Origin of the sequence: Paenibacillus sp. 1011MAR3C5, assembly GCF_003591485.1 — a bacterium.
Taxonomy (GTDB): domain Bacteria; phylum Bacillota; class Bacilli; order Paenibacillales; family Paenibacillaceae; genus Pristimantibacillus.
Map to the genome: position 1 here is coordinate 185,361 of NZ_QZCF01000003.1, position 24,199 is coordinate 209,559.

At 50.5% G+C, this 24,199-nt stretch carries 24 protein-coding genes; 15 read left to right on the plus strand and 9 right to left on the minus strand.

Annotated features, from left to right (window positions below):
* Nucleotides 1-237: 237 nt before the first annotated feature.
* A complete protein-coding gene (locus D3P07_RS10585; RefSeq protein WP_119800196.1) occupies nt 238-1,023 on the minus strand; it encodes a carbohydrate-binding protein in 786 nt (261 codons plus the stop codon).
* Nucleotides 1,024-1,333: 310 nt separating this feature from the next.
* Here D3P07_RS10585 and D3P07_RS10590 point away from each other — a divergent pair, with 310 nt between their 5' ends.
* The 3 genes from D3P07_RS10590 (at nt 1,334) to D3P07_RS10595 (ending at nt 2,967) form a co-directional block, all read left to right on the plus strand.
* Nucleotides 1,334-1,672 carry a VOC family protein gene (locus D3P07_RS10590; RefSeq protein ID WP_119800197.1) on the plus strand — a complete coding sequence of 113 codons (339 nt, stop codon included), beginning with the start codon at nt 1,334-1,336 and terminating at the stop codon, nt 1,670-1,672.
* Between the two features lie 87 nt (nt 1,673-1,759).
* Nucleotides 1,760-1,885 carry a hypothetical protein gene (locus tag D3P07_RS27505; RefSeq protein ID WP_259391433.1) on the plus strand — a complete coding sequence of 42 codons (126 nt, stop codon included), beginning with the start codon at nt 1,760-1,762 and terminating at the stop codon, nt 1,883-1,885.
* Nucleotides 1,886-2,115: 230 nt separating this feature from the next.
* Nucleotides 2,116-2,967 carry an AraC family transcriptional regulator gene (locus tag D3P07_RS10595; protein ID WP_119800198.1) on the plus strand — a complete coding sequence of 284 codons (852 nt, stop codon included), beginning with the start codon at nt 2,116-2,118 and terminating at the stop codon, nt 2,965-2,967.
* Nucleotides 2,968-3,025: 58 nt separating this feature from the next.
* On the opposite strand, the gene D3P07_RS10600 is transcribed toward D3P07_RS10595, so the two are convergent.
* A complete protein-coding gene (locus D3P07_RS10600) occupies nt 3,026-3,253 on the minus strand; it encodes a hypothetical protein (protein ID WP_119800199.1) in 228 nt (75 codons plus the stop codon).
* A gap of 243 nt (nt 3,254-3,496) precedes the next feature.
* Here D3P07_RS10600 and D3P07_RS10605 point away from each other — a divergent pair, with 243 nt between their 5' ends.
* Complete coding sequence (locus D3P07_RS10605) at nt 3,497-4,057, plus strand: dihydrofolate reductase family protein (RefSeq protein WP_119800200.1); 561 nt, start codon at nt 3,497-3,499, stop codon at nt 4,055-4,057.
* Nucleotides 4,047-4,613 carry a dihydrofolate reductase family protein gene (locus D3P07_RS10610; RefSeq protein WP_119800201.1) on the plus strand — a complete coding sequence of 189 codons (567 nt, stop codon included), beginning with the start codon at nt 4,047-4,049 and terminating at the stop codon, nt 4,611-4,613. The genes D3P07_RS10605 and D3P07_RS10610 overlap by 11 nt, the downstream gene beginning before the upstream one ends.
* 14 nt (nt 4,614-4,627) lie before the next feature.
* On the opposite strand, the gene D3P07_RS10615 is transcribed toward D3P07_RS10610, so the two are convergent.
* Nucleotides 4,628-5,128 (minus strand): DUF2062 domain-containing protein, encoded by a 501-nt coding sequence (locus tag D3P07_RS10615; protein WP_119800202.1) that lies wholly within the window; start codon nt 5,126-5,128, stop codon nt 4,628-4,630.
* A gap of 188 nt (nt 5,129-5,316) precedes the next feature.
* On the opposite strand from D3P07_RS10615, the gene D3P07_RS10620 reads away from it, so the two are divergent.
* From D3P07_RS10620 to D3P07_RS10650, 7 genes are all read left to right on the plus strand, one after another.
* On the plus strand, nt 5,317-8,799 hold the full coding sequence (locus D3P07_RS10620; protein ID WP_119800203.1) for a choice-of-anchor I family protein: 3,483 nt from the start codon (nt 5,317-5,319) through the stop codon (nt 8,797-8,799).
* Nucleotides 8,800-9,072: 273 nt separating this feature from the next.
* Nucleotides 9,073-9,660: a GNAT family N-acetyltransferase gene (locus D3P07_RS10625; protein ID WP_119800204.1), complete on the plus strand. Its 588-nt coding sequence runs from the start codon at nt 9,073-9,075 to the stop codon at nt 9,658-9,660.
* A gap of 119 nt (nt 9,661-9,779) precedes the next feature.
* Entirely contained in the window at nt 9,780-10,514 is a 735-nt protein-coding gene (locus tag D3P07_RS10630; protein WP_119800205.1) for a class I SAM-dependent methyltransferase, read from the plus strand.
* 224 nt (nt 10,515-10,738) lie between these two features.
* Nucleotides 10,739-12,256, plus strand: a complete 1,518-nt coding sequence (locus tag D3P07_RS10635) for a serine hydrolase domain-containing protein (RefSeq protein WP_182914261.1) — start codon at nt 10,739-10,741, stop codon at nt 12,254-12,256.
* A gap of 424 nt (nt 12,257-12,680) precedes the next feature.
* On the plus strand, nt 12,681-12,821 hold the full coding sequence (locus D3P07_RS26970) for a hypothetical protein (protein ID WP_182914262.1): 141 nt from the start codon (nt 12,681-12,683) through the stop codon (nt 12,819-12,821).
* Between the two features lie 32 nt (nt 12,822-12,853).
* A complete protein-coding gene (locus tag D3P07_RS10645; protein WP_119800208.1) occupies nt 12,854-13,252 on the plus strand; it encodes a ribosomal maturation YjgA family protein in 399 nt (132 codons plus the stop codon).
* Nucleotides 13,253-13,322: 70 nt separating this feature from the next.
* The gene (locus D3P07_RS10650) at nt 13,323-14,432 is read left to right on the plus strand and encodes a threonine aldolase family protein (protein WP_119800209.1); all 1,110 of its coding nucleotides are present in this window, start codon (nt 13,323-13,325) and stop codon (nt 14,430-14,432) included.
* Nucleotides 14,433-14,552: 120 nt separating this feature from the next.
* On the opposite strand, the gene D3P07_RS10655 is transcribed toward D3P07_RS10650, so the two are convergent.
* Nucleotides 14,553-15,113 carry a class I adenylate-forming enzyme family protein gene (locus D3P07_RS10655; protein ID WP_119800210.1) on the minus strand — a complete coding sequence of 187 codons (561 nt, stop codon included), beginning with the start codon at nt 15,111-15,113 and terminating at the stop codon, nt 14,553-14,555.
* Between the two features lie 287 nt (nt 15,114-15,400).
* Here D3P07_RS10655 and D3P07_RS10660 point away from each other — a divergent pair, with 287 nt between their 5' ends.
* The 3 genes from D3P07_RS10660 (at nt 15,401) to D3P07_RS10670 (ending at nt 17,691) form a co-directional block, all read left to right on the plus strand.
* Entirely contained in the window at nt 15,401-15,904 is a 504-nt protein-coding gene (locus tag D3P07_RS10660; RefSeq protein WP_119800211.1) for a DinB family protein, read from the plus strand.
* A 51-nt stretch (nt 15,905-15,955) separates the two neighbouring features.
* Nucleotides 15,956-17,032: a DUF1835 domain-containing protein gene (locus D3P07_RS10665; protein WP_119800212.1), complete on the plus strand. Its 1,077-nt coding sequence runs from the start codon at nt 15,956-15,958 to the stop codon at nt 17,030-17,032.
* A gap of 209 nt (nt 17,033-17,241) precedes the next feature.
* Nucleotides 17,242-17,691 (plus strand): hypothetical protein, encoded by a 450-nt coding sequence (locus D3P07_RS10670; protein ID WP_119800213.1) that lies wholly within the window; start codon nt 17,242-17,244, stop codon nt 17,689-17,691.
* A 42-nt stretch (nt 17,692-17,733) separates the two neighbouring features.
* Here D3P07_RS10670 and D3P07_RS10675 read toward each other — a convergent pair whose 3' ends face one another.
* The 5 genes from D3P07_RS10675 to D3P07_RS10695 form a co-directional block, all read right to left on the minus strand.
* Nucleotides 17,734-18,255: a hypothetical protein gene (locus D3P07_RS10675; RefSeq protein WP_147384504.1), complete on the minus strand. Its 522-nt coding sequence runs from the start codon at nt 18,253-18,255 to the stop codon at nt 17,734-17,736.
* A gap of 267 nt (nt 18,256-18,522) precedes the next feature.
* Nucleotides 18,523-18,981: a hypothetical protein gene (locus D3P07_RS10680; protein ID WP_119800215.1), complete on the minus strand. Its 459-nt coding sequence runs from the start codon at nt 18,979-18,981 to the stop codon at nt 18,523-18,525.
* 99 nt (nt 18,982-19,080) lie between these two features.
* A complete protein-coding gene (locus D3P07_RS10685) occupies nt 19,081-20,910 on the minus strand; it encodes an ABC transporter substrate-binding protein (RefSeq protein WP_119800216.1) in 1,830 nt (609 codons plus the stop codon).
* A gap of 131 nt (nt 20,911-21,041) precedes the next feature.
* Nucleotides 21,042-22,550, minus strand: coding sequence for an ABC transporter permease (locus D3P07_RS10690; protein ID WP_119800217.1), 1,509 nt, complete (start codon nt 22,548-22,550; stop codon nt 21,042-21,044).
* Between the two features lie 14 nt (nt 22,551-22,564).
* Nucleotides 22,565-24,007 carry an ABC transporter permease gene (locus D3P07_RS10695; protein ID WP_397334566.1) on the minus strand — a complete coding sequence of 481 codons (1,443 nt, stop codon included), beginning with the start codon at nt 24,005-24,007 and terminating at the stop codon, nt 22,565-22,567.
* Nucleotides 24,008-24,199 lie beyond the last annotated feature (192 nt).

Sequence of the window (24,199 nt, forward strand, 5' to 3'; positions counted from 1 at the left end):
AAAGCGAGTACATCGGTACTCCCGCTTGGCGGGCGCGTTTTTTATTTGCGTGTAAGATTGGTCTGCTCAAAAGCCCCCTTACAGCTTGGTAAATTATGTGATAAAGAGAAAAACTGCGATTTAGTTGATGGCCGACTGCATGAACTGGCCGATCATTCCGGCAGTAGAAGAGACAGGCCGTATGCTAACGGTCCTGTCTCTTTTTTTTTCAGCTAAAGCGTAACGCTCTATCGGTTGTTATAACGGAGAGGCAGCTTTCTCCCACAAGCTTGCTGTTTGCGGACCTGGATACCAATTCGGGGCATGGGCGGTATGGGATTGCACGCAGCTGTAGAACGAGCCGTCATGGAAGACGACTTGGCCCGCCGTATAAGTGCCTCCCAATGTCCAAGAGTCGATGATGTTCAGCTCGACATCGACAGATGTGGAGTAGGAGTAGGATTCGACGTTTACCGGCTGCCATAGCGCTGGCGTCTGATCAGGGGTCCAATTCGTCGCGTAAGCGGTATGGGCCTGAATCGCTTTGTAGAAGACGCCGTTATACTCCACGATATCATTGACGCTGTACGCACCGAGCCAACGCCAAGGAGCCGCGATTGTCTCGGGCTTAAGCGTAAGGTTCTCGAACGAAGCCGATGGGGAACCGTTCAGCGTAGTTGTAATGCGCAGCTCCAGCGTTTCACCGTAGGAGATATCCGTGTCCGTGTCACCCTTTAACGTATAGCGGTTTCCTTCCTTCGCTGTAATGACAGCGCCTGCGACGGAACTAATATCACCGTTAAAATCGAATTGGAGCACCCATGGCGAAATCGTATTGTTTCTGGCCGGGTCCATATAAAGATTCGTAATGCGCAAATCTATGACAGCGGTTTCAAAATTGGTGCCGATACCCCAAGCTGTACCTTGTGCAGACACTTGAAGCGGAGCGTCGGCTTGGGCACTTGCAGCCGGGGTGAGGAGTGAAACCATAAGAAGAGCGAGTGCAAGCCAGGATGCGGTCATGGTTGTCATTCTTTTGCGCATGAACAATTCCTCCCAAAAATGGATTTTATGGTATATCGGTATAACTATATGCTTGCTGACTAGCGCTTAGTATAGCAGGGGGCAAATCTGCAAAGACGTCTTCAGCTGTACGGAATTTGTTCGTAAGAAAGATACTGCCAGCGGGCCGGAATGATCCGTCTGGATAACAGCTAAAACTGCTTCAAAAGATTGATTTAGTGTGACGGTTTACTTATTAGACAACCGCTTTTATTCACTCGAAGCTTCTCATTTGCATCAATGTACGATAATAAAGAAGAAAGCAAATGAAGTTGCCAAAGGAGCGGATATGATGAAGTTGAATCATCTTAATCTTACGGTTACGGATGTAGGTGCGGCAAAGGAGTTTTTGATGAGCTATTTTGGGCTTAAGCTTGGAGGAGAACGGGGGCGGTCCTTCGCGGCATTGTTTGACGACAATGGCATGGTGCTGACCTTAATGAAAGGCAAGGATGTGAAGTATCCATCTACGTTCCATATTGGTTTCAGTCAGGAGAGCGAGGAGAAAGTGAATGAGATCTATAAGCGGCTAATCAATGACGGCTTCGCCGCCGATCCGCCCGAAAGAGCACATGCATGGACATTCTATGTCGAGGCGCCGGGAGGCTTCACCGTTGAGGTGATGGCATAAGTATGGGCATGTAAAGCGAAAACATGGAACATTTTCCTTTCCCTGTGCGTAAGAAAAGCAATGCACTAGGGCGAAGGAGATTCTGATATGAATGGATTGTTCGGATTTATTTTGATTATATGTGGCGTCCTGGCAGCTGTATCGCCCCAGTCAGCCAAGCGGAATAAGCCATGCATACCGGATCGAGAGCTCGCAGCTCGAGTCGTGGATTAGAGGCAATATAACGAATTGGGATTAACGATAAACCTCCGGGCACGCCGCTATATGGCGTGCTCGGAGGTTTTGTCATTGGATGCTTTTATCTAGTAAACTGAAAGAAATGGAAGAAAATAATGTTAGGGGTTGCCTTCGCGGCGAAGGCGAGCCTAGCAAAATTGGTGCGTCAAATGCAAGGCTCTAGCAACGACAGACCTTTATATTGAACGTAGAGAGGATGAACGCATATGGATTGGGTAGAGCGAATGAATCAAGCGATTGCGTATTTGGAGGAGCATATTTTGGATGAGATCAATTACAGCGAGGTTGCCAAGGTGGCGCAATGCTCGCCTTATCACCTCCAGCGCATGTTCCCCTTTATTACGAATGTCTCATTATCGGAGTACATCAGAAGGCGGAGATTGACGCTGGCGGCATTCGAGCTGCAGAACGGCAACGAGAAGGTGATCGATCTTTCCCTGAAGTACGGCTACGAATCGCCCGAGGCATTCACGCGGGCCTTCCAGCAGCTCCATGGCACAACGCCTACGAATGCGCGCAATGCCGGAATAAAGCTCAAAGCCTATCCGCGTATCTCCTTTCAAATTACGATAAAGGGAGTGCATGAGATGGATTACAGGGTGGAGGAGCTTGGGGCATTTTCAGTAGTCGGCAAACAAACAACCGTGAATACGGAAGGAGCTTATAACGACATTGTGGGCGTATGGGCTGCTGCTCGGGAAGAAGGCCTGTTCGATGAGCTATGGCATATTCGAGATAGCGAGCATCCAATGGGAGGCATATTGGGCGTCTGCGCCGACGGCGCTTGGGGCAAGAACGACGAGTTTCTATACAGCTTGTCAATCGCAACGCAGCATGAGCCGCCTGCTGGCATGGTCAAGAGGGAGTTTGCCGCATCGACCTGGGTGGTGTTCGAGGTAGAGGGCCCGCCAGACCATCTTCCTGACTTATGGCGGAGGCTATATACAGAGTGGGTGCCCGTCGCAGCGTTTGAGCTTGGGAATCTGCCTGCAATCGAAGTGTACCTCCCAGTCGAGGCGAACAAAAACGAGCTATGGGTTCCCGTAATCAGAAAATAAGATGAGTAGAAGAGCATGTATCAATTTATTGTGATATTTCCGGAAGTTGTACTAAGTTTCACATTAGATGTGCCATTCCCGGTCCATTATTATTCATGAACAAGGTAGCCTCAAGCGACTCAATATCCGCTGATTCTACTTCTAACGCAGTGCTGCCATGATCAATGAGGAGGTTATCTGCTCCCTTAATTGAAATCGTCTGCAACTGTTCTCTTTCCTCATTAGAACCACAGGCGCTAAGAAAAAGCATGCCTGCTAAAACAAGTAGAAAACGGTATTTATTCATTCGGCACATCCCCTCGGAAATGGTTTGTAAAAATGATTATATAAGATTACGTTGCGTCAATTTCAAGCTTTTTGCCGATTATGATCCGAGACAAGAATGCGCTTGGGATCACGACGTTCACAATCATAGGCAGTTATCTTGACGAACCTAAGAGGCTTGTACCGCAATCGAGAAGAAGTATGCAACAGGCCGATCCTCTATAATGAATTTAGCCATAGCTCTGTCTGGAAGGGAGATGAATAGATGAGAAAATTAATTGTGCAAGAGATGGTATCGCTAGACGGGTATTTTGCGGGACCGCAGGGAGAGATCGATTGGCATCAGGCGGATGAGGACTATGTGGCTTATGCGAAGTCGTTCCTGCAATCCGTTGATCTGCTTCTATTCGGGCGATTGACCTATGAGCAGATGGCAGCGTTTTGGCCTTCGGCGAACCATGAGCTGGCTTCTATTATGAACGAGAGAGAGAAGATTGTTTTCTCCAATACGTTGGTCTCGGCGAATTGGCGGCATTCCCGGCTGGTTCCAGAGCATGCGATTGAAGAGGTCAAGCGACTGAAGAGGGAAGCGGGACAGAACATGGCGGTACTCGGTAGCGGGTCGCTGGCATCATCCTTGCTCTGCGGAGGGCTGGTCGATGAAATACAATTGACGGTTGTGCCAATTATGCTTGGCCAAGGCATTCCTTTATTCCGAGATATTCCTTCGCCGCTCCGCTTGCAGCTGGAGCACACTGATAGCTATCCCTCGGGCAATGTGCTGCTGCGTTATCTCGTCGACAGGGGGCCGGGGGATGGGGCATAATCGCGCTGTCATTTATGCATTGTCGGTGTCGCTGGACGGATATATCGAAGGCCCGGACGGGAAGATTGACTGGTCGCTCCCGGATGAGGAGCTGCATGAGCACTTCAACCAACAGGAGAAGGAAGTAGATGTCCATCTGTATGGGCGCGGATTGTACGAGAATATGTCGGGGTATTGGCCGACCGCATTGCACAATCCAGAGGCATCCAAGGAAGAGCTGGATTATGCCCGCCTATGGCTCGATATGCGGAAGGTCGTATTTTCGCGAACGCTTAAGCAAGTGGATTGGAATGCAACACTGGCGGGCGAGGATATAGCGGGAGAAGTAGCGAGATTGAAGGAGGAGCCAGGCAGGAGCCTGTCGGTTGGCGGTTCTGGACTGGCGGCCTCCTTTTTGAAGCTTGACTTGATTGACGAATATCACATGTATGTATTTCCGGTTATATTGGGAGGCGGCAAACGGATGTATCCGGCGCTATCGGTATCGAAGAAGCTGAAGCTGGCCGATACCCAGGTTTTTCGCTCTGGAGTCGTAAGGCTCCGGTATACACGATAGCTGCGCGGAACCGCTTATTTGCGTCTAAGCAGGTTGAGCAGCGGAACCCGATACCTTCTCACGAGGACCCGGCATAAAGCGTATAAAATGATCGTAGACAGGATGCTGTTAATGACCGAGCCGATTAGAAAGTCCAGGCCGACATCGCTAATATCCTTGAAATGGCCAACCGTTTCTACATAATCCGGCTCCGGCATTTGTTCGTTGATCACATCGTCCAGATCGAATGACGGCGAGGTGAACAGCTCGGTTATGAGATGGCCTGTCCAGTAGTTCATATAGAATAACAGCGGCCACAGAACGGATCCGAGCGATGAGGCTAATATTGCTGAAGGCATATTGCCCCGGACCAAACGTGCCATTGCAATTGATAGCGGCAATCCGATGCCGAATGTAGGGAACCAGCAATGGAAAAAGCCGATTGCAAATCCGATGGCGATCCGATGATCGCCTTTTTTGATGCGCAGCATGCGTATGCCGTAATAGGTCAAGTAGGTTTTAAGCTTATGCAGCACATGAATGGCTCCTTGCAGTCAAGATGTGGAATATTAGTAGTAGTGTAGCAGAAGAGGAGGCTTGGCGTATACGTTTGGATTAACGTTTTGTTAACGGCTTTACAAAAGTTTAACGGAATTGATAACAATGGACAAATAGTTGCTCCTTAGACTTATGGATAACAACGAAAGCTAGGAGTGATTGAAGAGTGAACAAGACGACGAAGAGAGTGTTGACCTTCGCGCTGGCCGCACAAATGACTGTCGGCTCTATCATGGCGGGAGTTGTTGCAGCGGAGCCTGAAGCGGGCCCAATTCCGGGTGCGCCATATGAAGCGGGCAACCGCTACAATGCGGAAGTGCCCCATGTCATGATTAATCAGGTGTATGGAGCGGGTCTTGCAGAAGATGCGGGTGTGCTTGTGTCGCATGGCTTTATTGAATTATTTAACCCCACTGAGCAAGATGTCGATCTGTCCGGTTGGTCGCTTCATTATGCGGATCGCGGAAGCAATGCGCAGACAGGACCGACGCTGGGCTGGCAGAAGCTTGATCTGACTGGCGTAATTAAAGCGAAGTCGTCTTACCTGGTGAAAGGCAAGTCAACCGGCTCCGCAAGTCCGAAGCTCAATCTGTCGGACAAGGGTGACCTGGAGTGGGACCGATATCTCAATAATAAAGGGCTGAAGGTTGTATTGATGAGCAACCAGCAGCCGCTGGATGATGTGCAGGACGTTAATCCGTTCCAGTCAAAGCCGGAAGGCTATGTGGATATGCTGGGTACGGCGAGCAATGACAAGGGCAGCACGATTGACGGCTATGAGACGGATTATCCGACGGGCTCCGCGGAAGGCACCTCCAAGAAAAAAGCGGTGCGCCGCGTCGACTTCAAGGACTCGGACAATAACAAAGCGGATTTCAAGCAGGTTGATTATGAGTCGGCAGCCGGGGCTGAGCTTGCGGCTATTAGTCCGCGCGACAGCTCGGATGGCGACTGGGCGAATATGCCTGATCCGCTTGTATGGGAGACGATCTCGCTTCCTGCGGCATTTGACAGTCAGCCTTACTCTGCAACGCTGAAGGCTGTGGGCGGCGTAGCTCCTTACGCATATGAAGCTTCCGGCCTGCCTGATGGCATGGCCATTACGGCTGAAGGCGCAATTAGCGGAACTGCCAAGGCAACCGGCAGCTATACAGTAACGGTGACGGTTAAGGATAGCGGGGCGCCAGCTTCAATCGCAACACAGGAGTTGACGCTGAATGTGCAGCCGTACCGCGCTGTCGTCGAGGATCAATTCGCCATGACCAAAATCGGCGAATATGCCGTGGGGCAATTCAATGCGGATGGCGGCGTTGCCGAAATCGTCAAGTTCAATAGCGACAACGGTCGCTTCTATCTGGTTAATGGCGCTGCGAACCCGCCAAGCCTGGATATTGTCAACTTGGGCCATGCTACCGGAACTCTGCAAAAGGAAAAGACCGTACTCGTGAAGGATCTAGCCGAAAAGAACGGCTTCACATTCGGGGATTTGACGAGCGTTGACATCAATACCGCGAATAAGCGTATCTATGTATCGGTGCAGGAAGCGGACCCGAACAAGAAGGGGAAGATACTTGCCCTGGATTACGACGGCAAGCTGATTGCGGAATACGCGGCGGGTATCCAGCCGGATATGGTCAAGTCGACGCCAGACGGCCGCTATGTGCTGACGGCAGATGAGGCGGAGCCTCGTCTAGGCACGGAGGATCCTCCGGGCAGCATTACGATAGTCGATACGAAGACGGGACAATCGACGCAAGTATACTTCAATGACCCATCGGTCATCGACGATCTGGTTCATATCCGCGGTGCGGCAGATCCTGCCGACGGCCGCATCAAGAGCAAAGGCACAAAGGAAGATGCCTATCTCGATCTGGAGCCGGAGTATATAGCGTTGTCCAAAGACAACAAGAAGGCTTATGTAGCCCTTCAAGAAAATAATGCGATTGCCGTTATCGATATTGCGAGCAAGAAAGTGGATGCGGTGAAAGGCCTGGGCTTCAAAGATTTCAGCGATGCGGCCAATGCGCTGGACCTGCAGCGAGATGGCGCGATTCTGCTGGAGAACGCCCCATTCTACGGCATCTACATGCCGGACGGAATGGCATCCCATACGATTAACGGCCAGACGTACCTGTTCACAGCGAATGAAGGCGATGCGACGGAATGGCCGGGCCGTACGAATGCCAGCACGATCGGAGCGATGAAGGGCTCTCTGAACCCGGATTCCGAAGCCTACCAATTCCTGAATGGCACAAGCAAATATGACAGCGTAGAAGTTGTATCGGATATGGGGCATGACGGCATCTATTTGTACGGCGGACGTTCCTTCTCGATTTTCAATGCAAACACGATGGAACTGGTGTATGACAGCGGCAGCGACTTTGAAGTCATCACTGGCCAGAGATATCCTGATTTCTTCAATGTCAGCAACAGCAAAATTACAATGGACGATCGCAGCACGAAAAAAGGACCTGAGCCGGAGGATATCAAGACAGGTATCGTCGGCAACCGGGTCATGGCCTTTGTCGGCCTGGAGCGTGTCGGCGGCTTCATGACGTACGATGTGACCGATCCACATGCGCCGTCCTTTGTGAACTATACGAATTCCCGCGTGTTTTTGAATGAGAACGGCAAGGTTAATCTGGATACGGATACCGGACCGGAAGGACTGGAGTTTATTCCTGCCTCGATTAGCCCGACTGGATTGCCGCTTCTGCTCGTCGCCTACGAAGTCGGCGGCAAAGTAGGCGTATACCAACTGGAAGTGACCAAGGTCACACTGGATCGCAAGACTGTATCGTTAACGGCGGGAGGCGCATCGGTTAAGCTTGCAGCCGAGGTGGAACCGATGGTTGATGGCGAAGCGACCGTCACATGGTCCAGCTCCGACGAATCGGTAGCGAAGGTGGATGAGAACGGAACGGTTCGTCCGCTCCGCGCAGGCAATGCGGTCGTTACGGCAATCAGCGCGGATGGATACGGCAGCGCGGAAGCTGTCGTGACGGTAGCTTCAAGCGGTGGCGGAAGTACGCCAAGTCCGAGTCCGGAGCCGACACCGGAACCAACGCCAGAACCGGAGAAGCCGGAACCAACGCCTGAGCCTGCGCCAGAGACGCCTGTCTTCACCGACGTGAACGGGCATTGGGCGAAGAATGTGATTGGCAAGCTGGCGGAGGCAGGCATTCTGCTGGGCAAGCCGGATGACAGCTTCCAGCCGGATCAGAAGATGACGAGAGCCGAATATGCGGCTGTTCTGAGCAGATTGCTGGGACTTAAGCCGAACCAAGCGGAGGCAGGATTTGACGATGTGCCGGAGCAAGCTTGGTACAGCGCGGATGTGCTCAGCTTGAGCGCGGCGGGCATCATCTCCGGATTCCCGGATGGAAGCTTCCGCCCGGGCAGTGAGATTACGCGTGAGGAAGCATTCGTCCTGCTGTATCGTGCGCTGAAGGATAAGCTTGCCGCACAGGCGGGATCAAGCGCAGCTTATACCGATGAAGCAGATGTATCGACATGGGCCGTAGAAGCCGTCAAGGCGCTAACGCAAGCGGGCGTGCTGGAGGGCAATGCGAACGGCAAGTTGAATCCGAAGGGGACCATTACTAGAGCGGAGATTGCGAAAATCGTATCATTCTTCGTTAAGGAATAGAGTGAAGATCGAATAGCGGTAACAACGAGTGGCGATGCTCAGGATCAATTCCTGACATCGCCATTTTGTGCTTTTGGTTGTATTTTCTGTACCATATGATCATGGCCGAGACAAAACGGAGCAAGAAATGTTCTGGAGAAGCGAAACAGCGATCGGAAGAATATTTCTTGCAGTTTGGTATTTCGCCATGAAAAAGTTCTATCCAATCAACCTTGAAAGCCATCGGCACTTGCGCTATAGTAGTTGGAATTCTTGTAACAGGGAGGTTTATCCATGGATATGAAATCGACGAATCCGATTCTACTATCAATTCCTGAGCGATTCGAAAGCGAACGGCTCATTATACGGGCACCGCTGCTTGATGACGGCCCTTTGGTCAACGCAGCTGTGCAAGCCAGCATTGACGAGCTGCGTCCATGGATGCCTTGGGCGCGGACTGTGCCGACGGAGGAGCAATCGGAAGTCATATCGCGCCAAGGTCGAATTCATTATCTGGAGCGGTCCGACCTTAGAATGTATGTGATCCATAAGGAGACGGGAGCCTTCATCGGAAGCAGCGGCCTTCACCGGATCGACTGGCAAGCGCGGAAGTTCGAGATTGGCTATTGGATGAATACGCCGCACAGCGGGCAAGGCTATATGACCGAAGCGGTGGATCGCATTACGGCATTCGCCATTCAAGAGCTGCAAGCCAACCGGATTGAGATTAGGGTTGATTCGCGCAACGAAAGAAGCTTACGCGTCGCGGAACGGCTTGGCTTTACACTGGAGGGCACGCTGCGCAATGACAAGTGCGACGTCTATGGCATGCTAAGCGATACGCGCATTTATGCCAAGGTGCGCGGCATGGAATATCGGTAGATAGAGCCAATATTTCTTTTTAAACCGAACAATACCCGCCTCTTCATGTATGGGGAATGATAAAGTAAAGATAGCAACGGAATGAATAGAACATGAGTGAATAGAGAGGACCGTCACAGATGAAGCAGAACAAGTATGACGATCAAGGTTTTTTTGATCAATATAGCCAGATGGCGCGCTCGGTAGGCGGACTGGAAGCAGCAGGGGAATGGCCTGTACTGCGAGAGATGCTGCCCGATCTTCAGTCCAAAAGAGTGCTGGATCTCGGATGCGGATACGGCTGGCATTGCCGCTATGCCAGGGAGATGGGAGCAAAGAGCGTAATTGGCGTGGACCTGTCCGACAATATGCTGGCGCGCGCCAGAGAGATGACCGATGATCCGCATATTGAGTACCGCCGGCTAGCCATTGAGGATTTCGATTTTGAAGAAGGGCAATTCGACGTCATTCTGAGCTCGCTTGCCCTTCATTATGTCGAGTCATTCGATCTGACCTGCCGGAAGGTCTATCAAAGTCTGGCACAAGGCGGAGCATTCGTCTTCTCGGTGGAACATCCCGTCTTTACGGCTCGCGCGGAGCAGGATTGGCATTATGGACCGGAGGGGGAGCGGCTGCACTGGCCGGTTGACGGCTATCAGGACGAGGGAGTGAGAGAAGCCAGATTTTTGGGCCATGATGTCGTGAAGTACCACCGGACGGTCGCGACGTTCATGAATCAGCTGATCGAAGCCGGATTTGTCATTACAAAGGTAGCGGAGCCGAAGCCAACCGAGGAGGCATTGTTGCAATATCCTGAGATGAAGGATGAGGCCCGCCGACCGATTTTTTTGCTCATTGCCGCAGTGAAGTCTTAAGAGCAATCTTGGAGGAAGGCCGCCTTGGAAGAGGCGGTCTGTTTTGCTTCGTACGGATATGGATAGATTAGAGGCTCTCGAAGAGCTTGGCTTACAATATACCTAAACAAATATGGAGAGGAACTCCGTGTTGCATTATACTACAATGTGTAGTTTAATGAGATGACATGAATAAAATACCCGCTATCGTTCATATTTCGAGGATTCGGGATGAAGGAGCCGGCATGATGATTTTAAAAACAAGCAAGATTTTATTCCTTTCCATCTTTATCTGGTTCGCCGCAATCTCGTATCTGGCCGAAGCCAGTGCAGCTCCCAGCCAAAAGATAAATGAGGAGACGCTTGCCCAAATCTCGGACTATGTTCGGGAACAATTTGATCATAATCGGGTGATCGGCGGTGCTGTAGGAATTATCCATAAGGACAGGCTGATTTATTCGGAGGGCTTTGGCGTTGCTGACCGGGGACGGAACGATACGCCAACGGAGAAGACGGTTTATTTTTCGGCATCGATTACGAAGGCACTAACAGCGACGGCTATTTTACAGCTGCATGAACAAGGGAAATTGGACATTGATAAGCCGGTGCATACGTACATCCCATGGTTCCAATTTCAGCATTCCGATCGATCCTTGAAGGTGACTTTAAACCATTTATTGACCCATTCGGCTGGCGGAATAGGATCTTTTCAAACGGACGGTCTGGTATTCGCTCATAAAGATGCGAAGGATTCGTTGGAGAGCTATGTGCGCCAATTCAGTAAAATCCGGTTGTCCGAGGAGCCAGGTCAATCAGGCAATTATTGCAATGGCTGTTATGATGTGCTTGGGCTTGTCATCGAATATGTGTCGGGCATGAGCTATTATGATTATATGCAGCAAAACATCTTTGAACCTCTCGGGATGAAGGATACGAAATTCGGTCCTAGCCTTGATCAATTTGATGAAACCCGGCTGGCGACAGAATATACGTGGTTTTTAACGAGAAAGCTCCCAATCAAGCGTTCATTTGAAGAGTTTGGGAGAGCTCAGGACCCCGATGGCGGGGCGTACAGTACAATTGAGGATCTAGGCAAATTCATATCCTTCCAGCTCGGCCATGCGAATCAACAACTATTAACGCCTCTGAGCATGGAAAACACGAGAATTGGCTATGTCGCGACTGAACTGGGCGATGCCGAATATACTGCCAGCGGTTTTGAAGTAAAAGAATTGCAGCAAACGAAGGTTTACTATAAAACGGGCGATGGCATAGGCTCATCCACTGTGATTTTGTTTATTCCGAATCATGACTTGGGCATTGCTTTAATGATTGGCGAGATGCATCCTGAAATCCAGCTGCCGGTAGCCGAAGGAATCGCTTCGATTTTGATGGGATACGCCCCCGAAACGACAGATTTTCCACTTACGTTTATGAAGCTGATCGGCATCTTTTCCATCGCACTGATTCTGCTAAGCGTTCTTCTTATTGGACTCTTCATTCGGAGAGGGCTGAGAAGAAAATTACACTCCAGAAGCATATTAAGGCTCTGTTTATCCTTGTTGGTTTGGGGGGCGGTCGCAGCTTCACTGTGGCTTCTGATCCTGACAGTCAGGCCCAGCGCTATGGGCGTTTACGGTTATCCTTATGACTTGGCAATGGGCATTGGGTTGATCACGATTGTTTCGAACCTATGGTTGGGTTATTATTTTTTGGTATTGATAAACTTCATCAGAGACAGATACAATAGGGGCAATATTTGATGAATGCATAGTCAGAGGAAATATTGAAACTATTGTTATTGGAGAAACTTTATTGTGGGGAACGATCTATAGCTTTTTGTTCCTGCCCTATCTGTTTCGCTTATGAGGATCAATATTGAATGACGACTATGTCGTCAAAAAGTGATTTCACTTATGCTACTCCTTCTTTAATTTAAATGAAACAAAAAATGTTAATGTCGATGGTTGATAGATCATATTCTCCAAAACCGACTGGTTAGCCGGTCGGTTTTTTGTGCGCTTAATAGATGCCTGTTCCCTATTAGAATGGCAGGGGATTATGTAACGGATGTTGACGGCATTCCGTGCTCCTTGCTAGGCTGGATTGAGGGAGAGCAAAAGCAATTTTGTTCCCTCTGCGGACAATGCCAGACTTGTTGGCATCATGACGGGGAAGCTTAGTACATTGAACTTCTGGCTCGGTCTGCCGGATGCATCTGTCTGGGTGCCGGAACGTCTCTCCAAGCTTGCTTCCAGAGAGTTCAGCCGATTTATCCAATGCCGTCTTCCGCCAGCTCTCGAAGGAACTGTATACTTGAATAGCTGAACGGGTTATCCCGATTATGAAGGAGGACGCACATGAGTCTTATTAAAGACAGGTTCATCTACGCTGGGGCGACCGTACTTATGCTTGCTGCCGGACTTGCTGCAAGGGCATGGGCGGCCTATCTGCCGGATTTTGTAGCGCTGCATGCCGGCGATGCGCTGTGGGCGGCTATGATCTATGGCGGATTTCGTGTCTTAGGAGCACATAAAAGGCTGGAGTGGGCAGTGGCTTGCAGCATTGGCTTCTGCTTCGCCATTGAGATAAGTCAGTTGTATCAGGCTGACTGGATCCTTGCAGTTAGGGAAACGCGACTTGGCGGACTTGTATTAGGCAGAGGTTTTCTGTTCGTTGATTTAATCCGGTACGTTGTGGGCATTCTGCTTGCGTATGCTGCGGATCGATGGGTCCGCTCCAGACTGGCAAGATTATAAGGGAGAAGTTTGCGCATGACGGGCTGCGTTGCTATTATACATACATATCATGCGAAAGAAGGCCAGCTTCATGGAAAAGACGATAACGTTATTCACGGCATATAATCAATCGAGCTATCCGCTTATTGGACACGGCAAGCGGAATGCGCAGGTGTTGAAAGAGGCATTCGCGAATATAGATGATTCGCTGAACGGCGATATGTACGGCTCGGGCAAGGTGATCGAGCAATTCCAGGACCGGATGGCGAAGCTGCTTGGCAAGGAAGCGGCGGTGTTTTTCCCGAGCGGGACGATGGCGCAGCAGATCGCACTGCGGCTATGGAGCGATGAGAAAGGCTCGAAGAAGATCGCATACCATCCGTTAAGCCATCTGGAGATTCATGAAGAGGATGGGTTGAAGGAGCTTCATCATCTGGAGCCGATTTTGCTGGCGGACGAAAGCAGGCCCGTCTTGCTTCGCGATCTTCAAGCGCTATCTGAAGGTGTGTCGGCCGTGCTGCTGGAGCTGCCGCAGCGGGAGATTGGCGGCCAGTTGCCAGAATATGAGGAGCTTGAAGCGATGTCGGCGTATTGCAGGCAGAGAGGCATCAAGCTGCATCTGGACGGTGCCCGTCTATTCGAAGTATTGCCTTATTACGGCAAGTCTGCTGAAGAGGTATGTGCTCTTTTTGACAGTGTATATATCTCAGTCTACAAAGGGATTGGCGGAATTGCGGGCGCTGTGCTGGCGGGAGAGAGAGGCTTTATTCAGCAGTCCAAAGTATGGAAGCGAAGGCATGGAGGCGACTTGATCAGCTTATATCCGTATATTGTCGCCGCGGATTATTATATGGAGCAGCGGTTGCCGCTTATGGCGCAATATTACCGGGATGCTGTTGAGCTTGCGGGATATTACCGTACATGCGGCGTGCTGCGTGTAAGGCCGGAAGTGCCAGTGTCGAACATGTTCCATGTCCATTCGGACTTGCAGAAAACGCAGCTGGAAGCGGCCTTTATCCGGGTGGCGCAGGAGACTGGAATTGGCTTGTGCAGCACGATACGGGAGCATAAGGCAGGCGGCGTTTATTTCGAAGTGAGCATTGGCGATCGCTACGCCGATGTCCCGAAGACTAAGCTGGAGGAAGCTTTCCGGGTATTGAATGAAGCGCTTAAGGATGAAGGAAGCGAAAGTCGAGAATAAGCCCGAAGGAACGGCTTAGTTGCAAGCTTTGGTAAATGCAAGGCAGCGCCCCGTAAGAGTACAGAGGCGCTGCTTTTTCGTATGGCTGGGATGAAGGCATTTGAAATGGCGGTTAGTAGATTATGCGTGAATTCCTTTCAAGCAGAGCTTGCGGAGGGCGGTTTTGTCGATCTTGCCGACTGGTGTCCGAGGCAGCTTCACGATGACGGCAAGACGGGTAGGCAGCTTGTAATCAGCCAACCGACCTGAGCCGTAGCGCCTTAGCTCCTGCAAATCTATCGCAGATGAGCTGTCACGCAAGACAATAACGGCTGTAACGGCCTCGCCTTCTTCCTCCAAAGGCGTGCCGATAACGGCAATCTCGCCGATTTGCGGATGCGAGCCGAGAACCGCCTCAACCTCCGAGCCGTATACGTTGGAGGCACCAACGATGATGATGTCTTTTTTGCGGTCGGTCAGATAAAGAAAGCCGTCCTCGTCGAAATAGCCCACTTCACCCGTATACAGCCACCCGTTCTTAATCGCCTTGTCCGTCTCCTCCTGATTGTTCCAGTATCCGAGCATCATGCCGCCGCCCTGGCACACAATTTCTCCTGTCTCGCCAAGCGGAAGCTCTTGCCCTGAATCATTTGCGATTCGAACCTGAAAGGGAATCTGGCCCCAGGACGCCAGCCTGTTCATAGGTAAGTGTCTCGCATCCTTGCTTCATGGCGACTCGATTCGGATGCAGACTGGTGCTAGTTGGCATAATGCGGGACAGCAGCATGAGGAATTCCTCCAATCTCAAATTATGCGTATGGTTATACTTGGTTATATGGACGTAACATGTTCCGAGTGGAGAGGCCAATTATTTTTGCTTATTGGAAGTTGAATCTTTCTTTATAAAATGTAAAAAGCGGAGAGGTTATTTTACAAACATACGTTCCCCTATTATACTGGTAGTATTATAAAGGTAGGAGGATGATGGGATGATTTCAACTTGCAACCAAGCAATTATAAACCGTTTTGCAAGCTTAACGGATTGGGTGGACGAGCTGGCAGGTGTACCTGATCAAGACTGGTCCGCACCGATTGCCGAGGGGAAGGCTTCGATCGCGGGAATAGTTGCTCATTTGACCCAGTGGGACCGCTATCTCATTAGAACAGCAGTACCTGACGCATTGCAGCGGCAGGGAGTTGTCTTTCCGGAATTTGATTCCTTTAATGATCAGGCCTATGCGTATGCTCGTTCTGGCGTCACCAAGCCGCAGCTGATCGAACAATTCCATTCCACTCGCTTGGAGCTTTGCAAGCTGCTGGAGAGCATTGGAGATGAGTCGTTGGAGCGTCCCATCACAGCTAACGGAACGGCTTTATGCCCTCATACGGGAACGCCCTATTCTTTAATTTACATAACAGAGGAATTTATCGAACACGATGTGCATCATCAGAGCCAGATCAAGGGCGCGGCGCAATCACAATCGAATGGATAGAGCGAAGGCGTTATACTGGAGAGATAAGATCTGTAAAGGGTGATCCGATTCATGATGAACTTAGATAGGTTAAAGGAAGCGATCAGCCAGCTCTCGCCCGATGAAGCCAGGACACATATGCTGCACTTGCTGCTGAAGGCAGAGATGGCGAAGGACAACCCGCAATCGAAGGATCAACTGGTCGAGGATATGATGAATTTGCAGGAGCAGCTTGTGAATAGAGCTCAATATGGCGTCAGTTCCTGGGAGCCGGACAGCAGCAGCCGATATGTACATATCGTATGCGGGGATTCGTTCGCCGGCAGCCTGAAGCTGGCGCTGCGCAAGCTGGGCTTAGAGGCGGAACACAAGATCATCGTGCTGCGGGAGCACTATGCGATGGGGCCGCTCTGGCGGCTTCATGAGGCGGTGGGACTCGCCCGTAGAGGAGAGTGGCTGCGTGATCATATTAATGATGAGTATGACGACCGGGACCTTTATGATCGTGCGGAGCAAGTAACGAGACAGCTAGCTGCCATTCCGCATGATGCGTCGATTATGTTATGGAGCAGCGGAAATGCCTATGAGCAGACGGGGCTGCGGCATGCGGCTTACCTGATTAAGGATATGACCCAGGCTTGCTATGCGATTGCGGCAGCAGAGACCTGCTATGAGCTGTTTAATCGTCCTGATCTAAGTATTCGCTACGTTCATTCCGGCGAAATTCCGGACGATAAGCTGGCCGAAGTATGGAAAGCGGGAGTTCGGCAGCAACTGGACGCTGCAAGGCGCAGCGAGCTGGCACGGGAATGGCTGGAGCTGGAGCAGACGGAGGAGGTTCTGCGTATTTGGGAGCAGGAGACGATTCAATCCGTTCCAGACCATTATTATGACGATTATTTGATGGCGACAGTCGAGCAGCTCCATCGGGAACGCGGCAATCGGGAATTCATGAAGGCAGCCCGTGTCATCGGACAAGCGCTTGGCTATTGCGAACAATACGTAGGCGACAGCTTTCTGGAGTACCGGCTCCGGGAGCTCATCTATAGGGGGAAGCTCCACATTAAAGGAGTGCCCCGCGCCATGAGATATTATAGTGTAAGAAGTCCGGCTGCGTACGCGCCGGAAGCGAAGGGGCCGCTTGAATAAAGGCGGTCCTTTGTTCTGCGCATCTGAATCGGAATGGCATATAAGCAGAGAGAACAGCAACCATTTCTTCCCTCCAAGCGTTGTATAAGTGAACCTCCGATTTTTGTAAAACTAAGCATCTGTAGGAGATAGGATGGACAGAATGACAGCATCGCTGGGTACCTGGCCTTGCATCCTATATACGCGGCAAAGGGAGAAGGGGGAAGCGGATGAAGTATTTCTGGAAATTGAACGCAGTCAGCGCCATATTGGGCGCATTGATATTTATAAGCACCGAATTAATGGTGAATGTGTATCGCATAAGCAGAATAGGGGAGTGGGAGCTTGGCGCGGTTGTAGACGGTGTAGAACGAATCAATATCGGGTTAGCGGCGCTGGCGCCAATCTTAATTGCATTTATGGTGTGGAAGTGGCTGGAGGGCAGAGCCTCTACTTATTGGTCCCTGCTACTGTGGGTCCCGTATTTTGTGATGTTTGTGTCCGTGTTTGCCAAGCTGTTTCCTGAGACTCACCAAGGAGACCGGCCGGCTCCTGTAACAGGACTTATCATCATTGCGATGACGATTGCTTATCCGTTCTACCTTGCTTTGCCAGTATCGCTGGGATTCTGGCTGAGCCGGAGACAGAAGAGGGAAGACTCTGTGATCCCCATAGAATAGCGACAACCGCCTGAACACAGGCGGTTGTTTGTTGGGTATTCACTATGTAATGGCGAGCGCTTCAGGCAGATCACGCTCATAAGTCTTGTAAGAGACATAACGCTGCACGCCTTTGCAGCCTTGCCAAGCTTGACGGGCATACGCGATTGCTTCTTGCCGGTTGCCCTTGGCTCGCTCGATCTCCGATAACAGGCTGTTTCTCATCCATGGCTTGGCTACGGCAGCTGTCAAGCTGCGGGCTTCCTCCAGATGGCCTTCCCCGATAAGAACGGCTGCTTCATAATACGAGCGGTATTGTCCGGCTGGAATGTTAGTAAGTACCGCTTTGATTGCATCTGTATTTTTTTGATGCGCAGCATACATAGCGGTATACAAAGCTCTTCGGGCAGGGCTCTTATATTTGGCTATCAGTTTCTCCAGCAAAGCTTCGGCTTCAGCTGTCCGGTTGTTGGCCATCAAATAACTGATATAGAGATCCGGATTTTTATGTTGCTTGATTAAAAATTTCTCCAATCGGTCGATTCGGGTCTCCCGCAGCAGCGCGTAGAAGAACGGGACGAACAAGGAGCCCGCGAGCACAATAAGAATGATGTAGACATAAGGTCTGGGTGTTCCGATTGACGTTAACCAGAAGCAAAATAAAAAGATTAAGAAATAACCTATTAATCTGAGCGCAAATCCTGAAATGGTACGACACTCCTTTTGATAGCATTTAAAAATCAGTATAGCATAGCTTCAAGAATATGGTTATGGCTGGAATGAAAAACCGGACATCTGCATTTGCCGCAGGTTGTCCGGTTATAATCAGCATTTTAATGGGTAGGAGAATCGTTAGCCCTGTACAGGCACGATCTTATATAGCTGCTTGCCCTCGGCTGCGGAAGCGTCATTCTCTTGCAGGTTCAGCGTCCAGCCGAAGGAAAGGACGGATTCCAGGCGGCTTGCTTCTTCCTCTGATAAGGAAGCGATGACCGCTTCGGCCCCAGACTCCAGCACCAGCTCCGCTTCTAGTCCGAATACGATCAAGATCCAGCTATGAATGCCGCGGATGGTATTGTATTTGATCTGATAGCCGTCACGAACGGCTTGTGTAAAGGTCTCGGCTTGCTCTGCCGCGAGTGCGGCCAGTCCGGCATAATCGAATTTGAATTTGCTGTCGTCCTTTGGCAGATTGCCTTCAAGAACGCGGGTAATCAATTCTTCGTCAGTCCAGCCTTGTGTCTTCAGCGATTCAAGTGAAAGCGCGTCCCACTGTGACAGCTTCGCCTCTGGCTTCGTTCCTTTTCCCATGTTCGTATCGCTCCTTTATCAACTTGTAGGCTTATAGGAGAAAGAGACCTCTCCGCCATCAGCGATGACGGATGCAGTCTCTTTCCATGCTCTTGCCTCTTATTTGCTTGCTTTATATGCGTTCAGATGCTCTTTCACTTTAGCCGCGTCGGCTTTCAGCTCAAGACCCGTATTCACGAGCGGGCTAAGCGTGGATACAGCTTTGAATTTGTTGCCGCCGTAGTAAGCCAGGAACTCGTCTTGGTTAATGGAGTAGAGAACGGCTTTTCTCAGGTCCGCGCTCTCCGCTACCGGACGGTTCTTCGTGTTGAACAGCAGATACGAAACCGCGTTGCTTGGCAATGTTTGGAGAGCCAGCTTGCTGTCGCCTTTTACAACGTCGAACTTCGTCTCGCTGATGCCGTAGAACAGGTGAATCTCTCCGCTGCGCAGTGCGGCAAGCGCGCTGTCAGCGTCTTTGATGAAGCGGATTTTGATGTTATTGATGTTCGGCTCATGGTCAGTGCCAGTCATGTAAGCCGGGTTTTTCAGGAAGATGGCTTCGTAATCGTTTTTGTATGACAGGATGTAAGGACCGCTTGTGTACAGCGTATTGTTGTACTGGCTGCCTTCCGTTACCGTGTTTTGGTCGCCGTAAGGAATGTCCTTGTTCACGTCGAATTTCTCAACGTCGTACGTGTTGATGCTCTCCACTTGCTTCTTGGATACGATACCGGCCGATTGGTGAGCCAGATAGTTCAGAACCTGAGGGAACGGAACTGTCGTTGTCAGCTTCACGACTTGGTACTTGCCGTCTTTTGTGCTTGCTTGGTTTTTGTCGCCTACAAGCTCGGAGATTTTGGTTGGAAGACCTTTCTCCAGAGCGGCTTTTACGCTGTCGCTTCCGCCAGACACGTTCACGCCATCAAGGGCAGCGATATCTGTTACAACTTCAACGTTTTGAATATGCTCATGCAGCGTGTACGTACGGTGATCCGGTACGGAGTTTTTGTCCTTCGCGCGGTTCAGAGCGAAGATAACGTCGTCCGCGCCTACGCGCTCGCCTGTATCAACTGCTTTTTTGTCTTTGATCTGTGCAAAGTTAATGTCGTCGCGCAGGATAAAGTAGTAATCGGAATTGCCATCGGCAATGGCATGGTTGTAGGACAAGGAGCCTTCCGATGTAATTTTGTCGTCATCCGTCAGGTTGAGCAGACGAACGTACAAATTGGTGTTGATGATGTTGATGGAGCCGTCGTTTCCTTTGATCGGGTCAAGCGACGTCAGTGTAGGCATAGTCGATTGCAGCACCAGGGATTCGGTTGCGTTCTTCGACGTATCTTTGAAGCTTACATCCTCCCAAGGAAGGGAGCGGGACTTCGAGATACGGACAGAGTCCAGATTCAGCACGTCTTGGTTCAAAGCTTGCGCTTTGAGCGAGCTGTACAGCGGAGCGATATAAGCTTTGTCGAAGACCAGCTTCTGATCGAACTCCTTGTAAGTCGCTTGGAACTCTTCAGGCGTCTGGGTCGAAGCTTTGTCGACCAATGCGTCGATCTCGGAGTCCGCCAGAATGCTGTAGTCGCCGCCAGTCTTGAATAGGGAGCGGACCGCATAGTCAGGGTTGCCGGTTACGGTTGTCCAGCTGGACAGGGCGATATCATAATTGCCAGCGTCTTGTTGAGCCTTGAAGCTGCCGTAGTCAGCTTGCATGTTCAGCTTGACGTTAAAGCCGTTTTTCGTCAGTTGGTCGCGGACGATATTGAGATCCGCTTCATTCGAGCTCATGCCGAGCAGCTCGATCGTTACCGGAGTGCCGTCTACAACAGGCTCGCCATCGGTCGGAGTCGGAACCTCGTTGGTGTCGTTCTTGGTGGACAGGGTGCAGCCGCTAAGTACAATCATAAGGCTAAGCAGCAGCAGTACGGCAAATTTGCCTTGTTTCTTCATGGTATTCCCCTCCTGCAGTATATAAAGATGGTGTATGTTAACTCACATTCATTCATCGTCCGGTCCTGGTTTCGAAACGTAGAAGTCGATGGAACATGAATGAGGTTACGAAAGGTTAAGGCATCCCCGCTCTAGTCGAGCTTAGGGTCCAGTGCGTCGCGCAAGCCGTCGCCAAGGAAGTTGAACGAAAGCACAAGCGCGATAATGGCAAGCCCCGGATAGATCGCGGTGAACGCATGCGTCTCCAGATAAGCGCTGCCCAGCTTCAAGATATTGCCCCATTCTGGGATATGCGGCTCAACGCCGAGTCCAAGATAGCTGAGGCTGCTCGTCGAGATGACGGCCGTTCCGATCGTTAGCGTAGACTTGACAATCATGGGAGCGATCGAGTTCGGGACGATATGCTTGAACAGAATGATGCGGTCGCTTGAGCCGAAGGCTCGTGCGGCCTGCACATATTCCAGTGTCGAGACGAGCATGACATTCGCTCTCATCGTCCGGGCATAGGTCGGAATGGCCCCTACGCTAAGCGCGATGATCAGATTCACGGTGCTGGCGCCGAAAGCTGCAATAATCGCGATTGCCAGCAGGAAGCCGGGAATCGCATACAGGATATCCAGCGCGCGCATAATGATGTTATCCGTTTGCTTGCCGTAGTAGCCCGAGATTGCACCCAGCGCGCCGCCAATGATGACGGGAATGAGTGTGGACAGCAAGCCGACAATAAGGGAAATTCGGGCGCCGAACACGATGCGAGAGAACAGGTCTCTGCCGAAATTATCCGTACCGAGCGGATGAGCCAGGTTGGGCGGCTGAAGAATACTGCTGTAATTGTTGTTAATCGCCATGCTGTAGTCAAAGGTCCAATAGCTTGTAATGGATATTGTCATCAGGAACAGGATGAACATAAGACCCAGCATGGAAGTGGAGCTTCTGGACAGCTTCTCAACCACATCGCCCAGCTTGGAGCCGGATGTATAGTCTCTGTCGCGCAGCTTGGAGAGAAGCAGAAGCCCAAGGCCAAGCGCGAACAGATTGCCTGATAAGGAAGTCAGAATCAATAATAGTGCGATAAGTCCCAGCCAGCGAGGCAGAACATCCCGATCGCCATACTTTGCAACAAGGAGCAAGCCGGCTAACTGAATAACAGCGGAAACGATCAATAAGAGCATGCCAAGAATAAAGTTGTCTGCCACATATGGTTTGAATACGTTCAGCGCAGATACGGCGAATACGAGCAGCGTTGTGATGAGCATATAGACCGCAAGTGTATAAGAGGCGTTCTTCTTCCGCTTGACTAGCTGGAAGGCTGTAGTCGCTACGAATACGTTCGCAGATAGAAGGCTGAGCATGAGCACATAGCCAAGCGCCCTTGTAGAGCGTTTGATTTCGCCTGTTTCCATCAAGTTTTTGCGAATGAGATACCAAGCCGCGAATTGCAGCAGCGTAAAGAACAAATAAACGATGCTTACAGCAAGCACGGCAGACTTGAAGCTTCCTTCGGCAGGCGAATAGCTGTTCAGCAGCAATACAATGGCAAGTGCCAGGGATACGATGCCGGCGAAGCTGGCTTGTCCGTATTCCGAGCTGGACTTCAGCCTGAAGCGTATTTCTTGCTTGGTGATGGATGAATTTCTCACGGGTAGCACCTGCTTTAGTATTGTTTCATCTTGGACCGAATTCTAGGATCAAAGAAGGCGTACAGAAGATCGACAATGACATTGACGATCGATATCGTAATTGCCGTATAGACAACGCCGCCCATAATAGCGGGGATGTCGGGAATAAATTGCTTGTCAACAATGTAGCTGCCGATACCGCTAATGTTGAATACTTTCTCCGTCACCGCTGCACCGCCAAGCATAGCGCCGAATTGCAGGCCGATGACGGTAATAATCGGGATCAAGGCGTTGCCCACAGCATGCTTCCAAAGCACATGTCTGCGTGCAAGGCCTTTCGCCTTGGCAGTTGTAATGTAATCCTCATGGATAACCTCAAGCGTAGAGGATCTGGTCATCCGGGCAACGGCGGCGGTTAGCCCTGTCCCCAGCACGACGATTGGCATAATGGCCGATAGCCAGTTGGCCGGGTTGTACGTCGCAGGCAGCCATGAGAGCTTGATTGAAAAGTTCAGAATAAAGATCAAGCCTTGCCAGAAGTTCGGAATGGAAAGCCCGAGCAAAGCAATGAACATAAAGGTGTAGTCAAAAAATGAATTTGGCCGCGTAGCCGATATGATACCAATAGGCAATGCAATCAGCACCGCGATCAAGGTCGAGATAACGGTCAGCGTCAGCGTAACCGGGAATTTGTTCGCTATGGCGGTCGATACATATTCATTGCCCGCGAACGACTTGCCCAGGTCAAACGTTAGTATGCCCCTAATCGTATTCCATAATTGGGCGAGATAGGGTTGATCCAGTCCATACAAGTGATTGAAGGCAGCGATCTGTTCAGCGGTTGCCGTCTCGCCCAAAATATTGGTGGCCGGATTCATTGGCGAGATGTACAGAATCGTGAATACGACGAACGCAACGCCGAATATGACGAAGATCGCCATGATTAGGCGTTCCGCAATATATTTCAGATAAGGATTGGCATACACCGCCATAAGCAGGTACATCGGAAAACCGATAATCAATGATAAAGCGAAGAAGACGGGCTGCTGAATAAGCTGTTGGAACGTATCACCGAAGGAGTATTGCCTTCCATCCTCGCTGCTCAGCTTTGCTTGCAGACGCTCACTCAACCGCTCTTCGAATTTCTTATCAGCGATTCGTGCTGCTTCAGATTCAATATGCTTGTCGCTGACGGTATTGCCGAAGAACCGGTGTTTCCTCTGAAGCTGGTCCTTCGCCTCTGCCAGCACTTTTTCCCGATATCCGGATTGCAGCAGTTCGTTTCTCGTATGATCGATCACACCGCGGTAACCCTGAGCGGATCTGCGATATTGATAGAAGATGTATACGATGGCGGAAACGGGCGCTCCCGCAAGCAATAAGAGCAGCCTGTAGGTCGGATGTAGTAACATTTTGCGATAAACGGCGGCGATTCGATCAGCCATGCCGTTGCCGGTTGTAGTGGCGTGCCCTATCAAGCAATTCCGCTCCTTTTCATTCCAGGATTTTTTAATTGCATTATTCCGATCGATATAGTAGATTTTATTTTAAGGATTTCGAAAAGTCAACATTCTTATTATTGGTAAATACACAATCTATATTATACATTATATAATATGAAATAGAGAAGAATAACGATGGATTAACGATGACCGAAACCATTTATTCAT

What these genes read in the sequence shown, in the direction of transcription:
- D3P07_RS10585 (WP_119800196.1), bottom strand. Translation starts at nt 1,023, where the DNA reads ATGCGCAAAAGAATGACAACCATGACCGCATCCTGGCTTGCACTCGCT.
- D3P07_RS10590 (WP_119800197.1), top strand. Translation starts at nt 1,334, where the DNA reads ATGAAGTTGAATCATCTTAATCTTACGGTTACGGATGTAGGTGCGGCA.
- D3P07_RS27505 (WP_259391433.1), top strand. Translation starts at nt 1,760, where the DNA reads ATGAATGGATTGTTCGGATTTATTTTGATTATATGTGGCGTCCTGGCA.
- D3P07_RS10595 (WP_119800198.1), top strand. Translation starts at nt 2,116, where the DNA reads ATGGATTGGGTAGAGCGAATGAATCAAGCGATTGCGTATTTGGAGGAG.
- D3P07_RS10600 (WP_119800199.1), bottom strand. Translation starts at nt 3,253, where the DNA reads ATGAATAAATACCGTTTTCTACTTGTTTTAGCAGGCATGCTTTTTCTT.
- D3P07_RS10605 (WP_119800200.1), top strand. Translation starts at nt 3,497, where the DNA reads ATGAGAAAATTAATTGTGCAAGAGATGGTATCGCTAGACGGGTATTTT.
- D3P07_RS10610 (WP_119800201.1), top strand. Translation starts at nt 4,047, where the DNA reads ATGGGGCATAATCGCGCTGTCATTTATGCATTGTCGGTGTCGCTGGAC.
- D3P07_RS10625 (WP_119800204.1), top strand. Translation starts at nt 9,073, where the DNA reads ATGGATATGAAATCGACGAATCCGATTCTACTATCAATTCCTGAGCGA.
- D3P07_RS10630 (WP_119800205.1), top strand. Translation starts at nt 9,780, where the DNA reads ATGAAGCAGAACAAGTATGACGATCAAGGTTTTTTTGATCAATATAGC.
- D3P07_RS10635 (WP_182914261.1), top strand. Translation starts at nt 10,739, where the DNA reads ATGATGATTTTAAAAACAAGCAAGATTTTATTCCTTTCCATCTTTATC.
- D3P07_RS10645 (WP_119800208.1), top strand. Translation starts at nt 12,854, where the DNA reads ATGAGTCTTATTAAAGACAGGTTCATCTACGCTGGGGCGACCGTACTT.
- D3P07_RS10650 (WP_119800209.1), top strand. Translation starts at nt 13,323, where the DNA reads ATGGAAAAGACGATAACGTTATTCACGGCATATAATCAATCGAGCTAT.
- D3P07_RS10655 (WP_119800210.1), bottom strand. Translation starts at nt 15,113, where the DNA reads ATGAACAGGCTGGCGTCCTGGGGCCAGATTCCCTTTCAGGTTCGAATC.
- D3P07_RS10660 (WP_119800211.1), top strand. Translation starts at nt 15,401, where the DNA reads ATGATTTCAACTTGCAACCAAGCAATTATAAACCGTTTTGCAAGCTTA.
- D3P07_RS10665 (WP_119800212.1), top strand. Translation starts at nt 15,956, where the DNA reads ATGATGAACTTAGATAGGTTAAAGGAAGCGATCAGCCAGCTCTCGCCC.
- D3P07_RS10670 (WP_119800213.1), top strand. Translation starts at nt 17,242, where the DNA reads ATGAAGTATTTCTGGAAATTGAACGCAGTCAGCGCCATATTGGGCGCA.
- D3P07_RS10680 (WP_119800215.1), bottom strand. Translation starts at nt 18,981, where the DNA reads ATGGGAAAAGGAACGAAGCCAGAGGCGAAGCTGTCACAGTGGGACGCG.
- D3P07_RS10685 (WP_119800216.1), bottom strand. Translation starts at nt 20,910, where the DNA reads ATGAAGAAACAAGGCAAATTTGCCGTACTGCTGCTGCTTAGCCTTATG.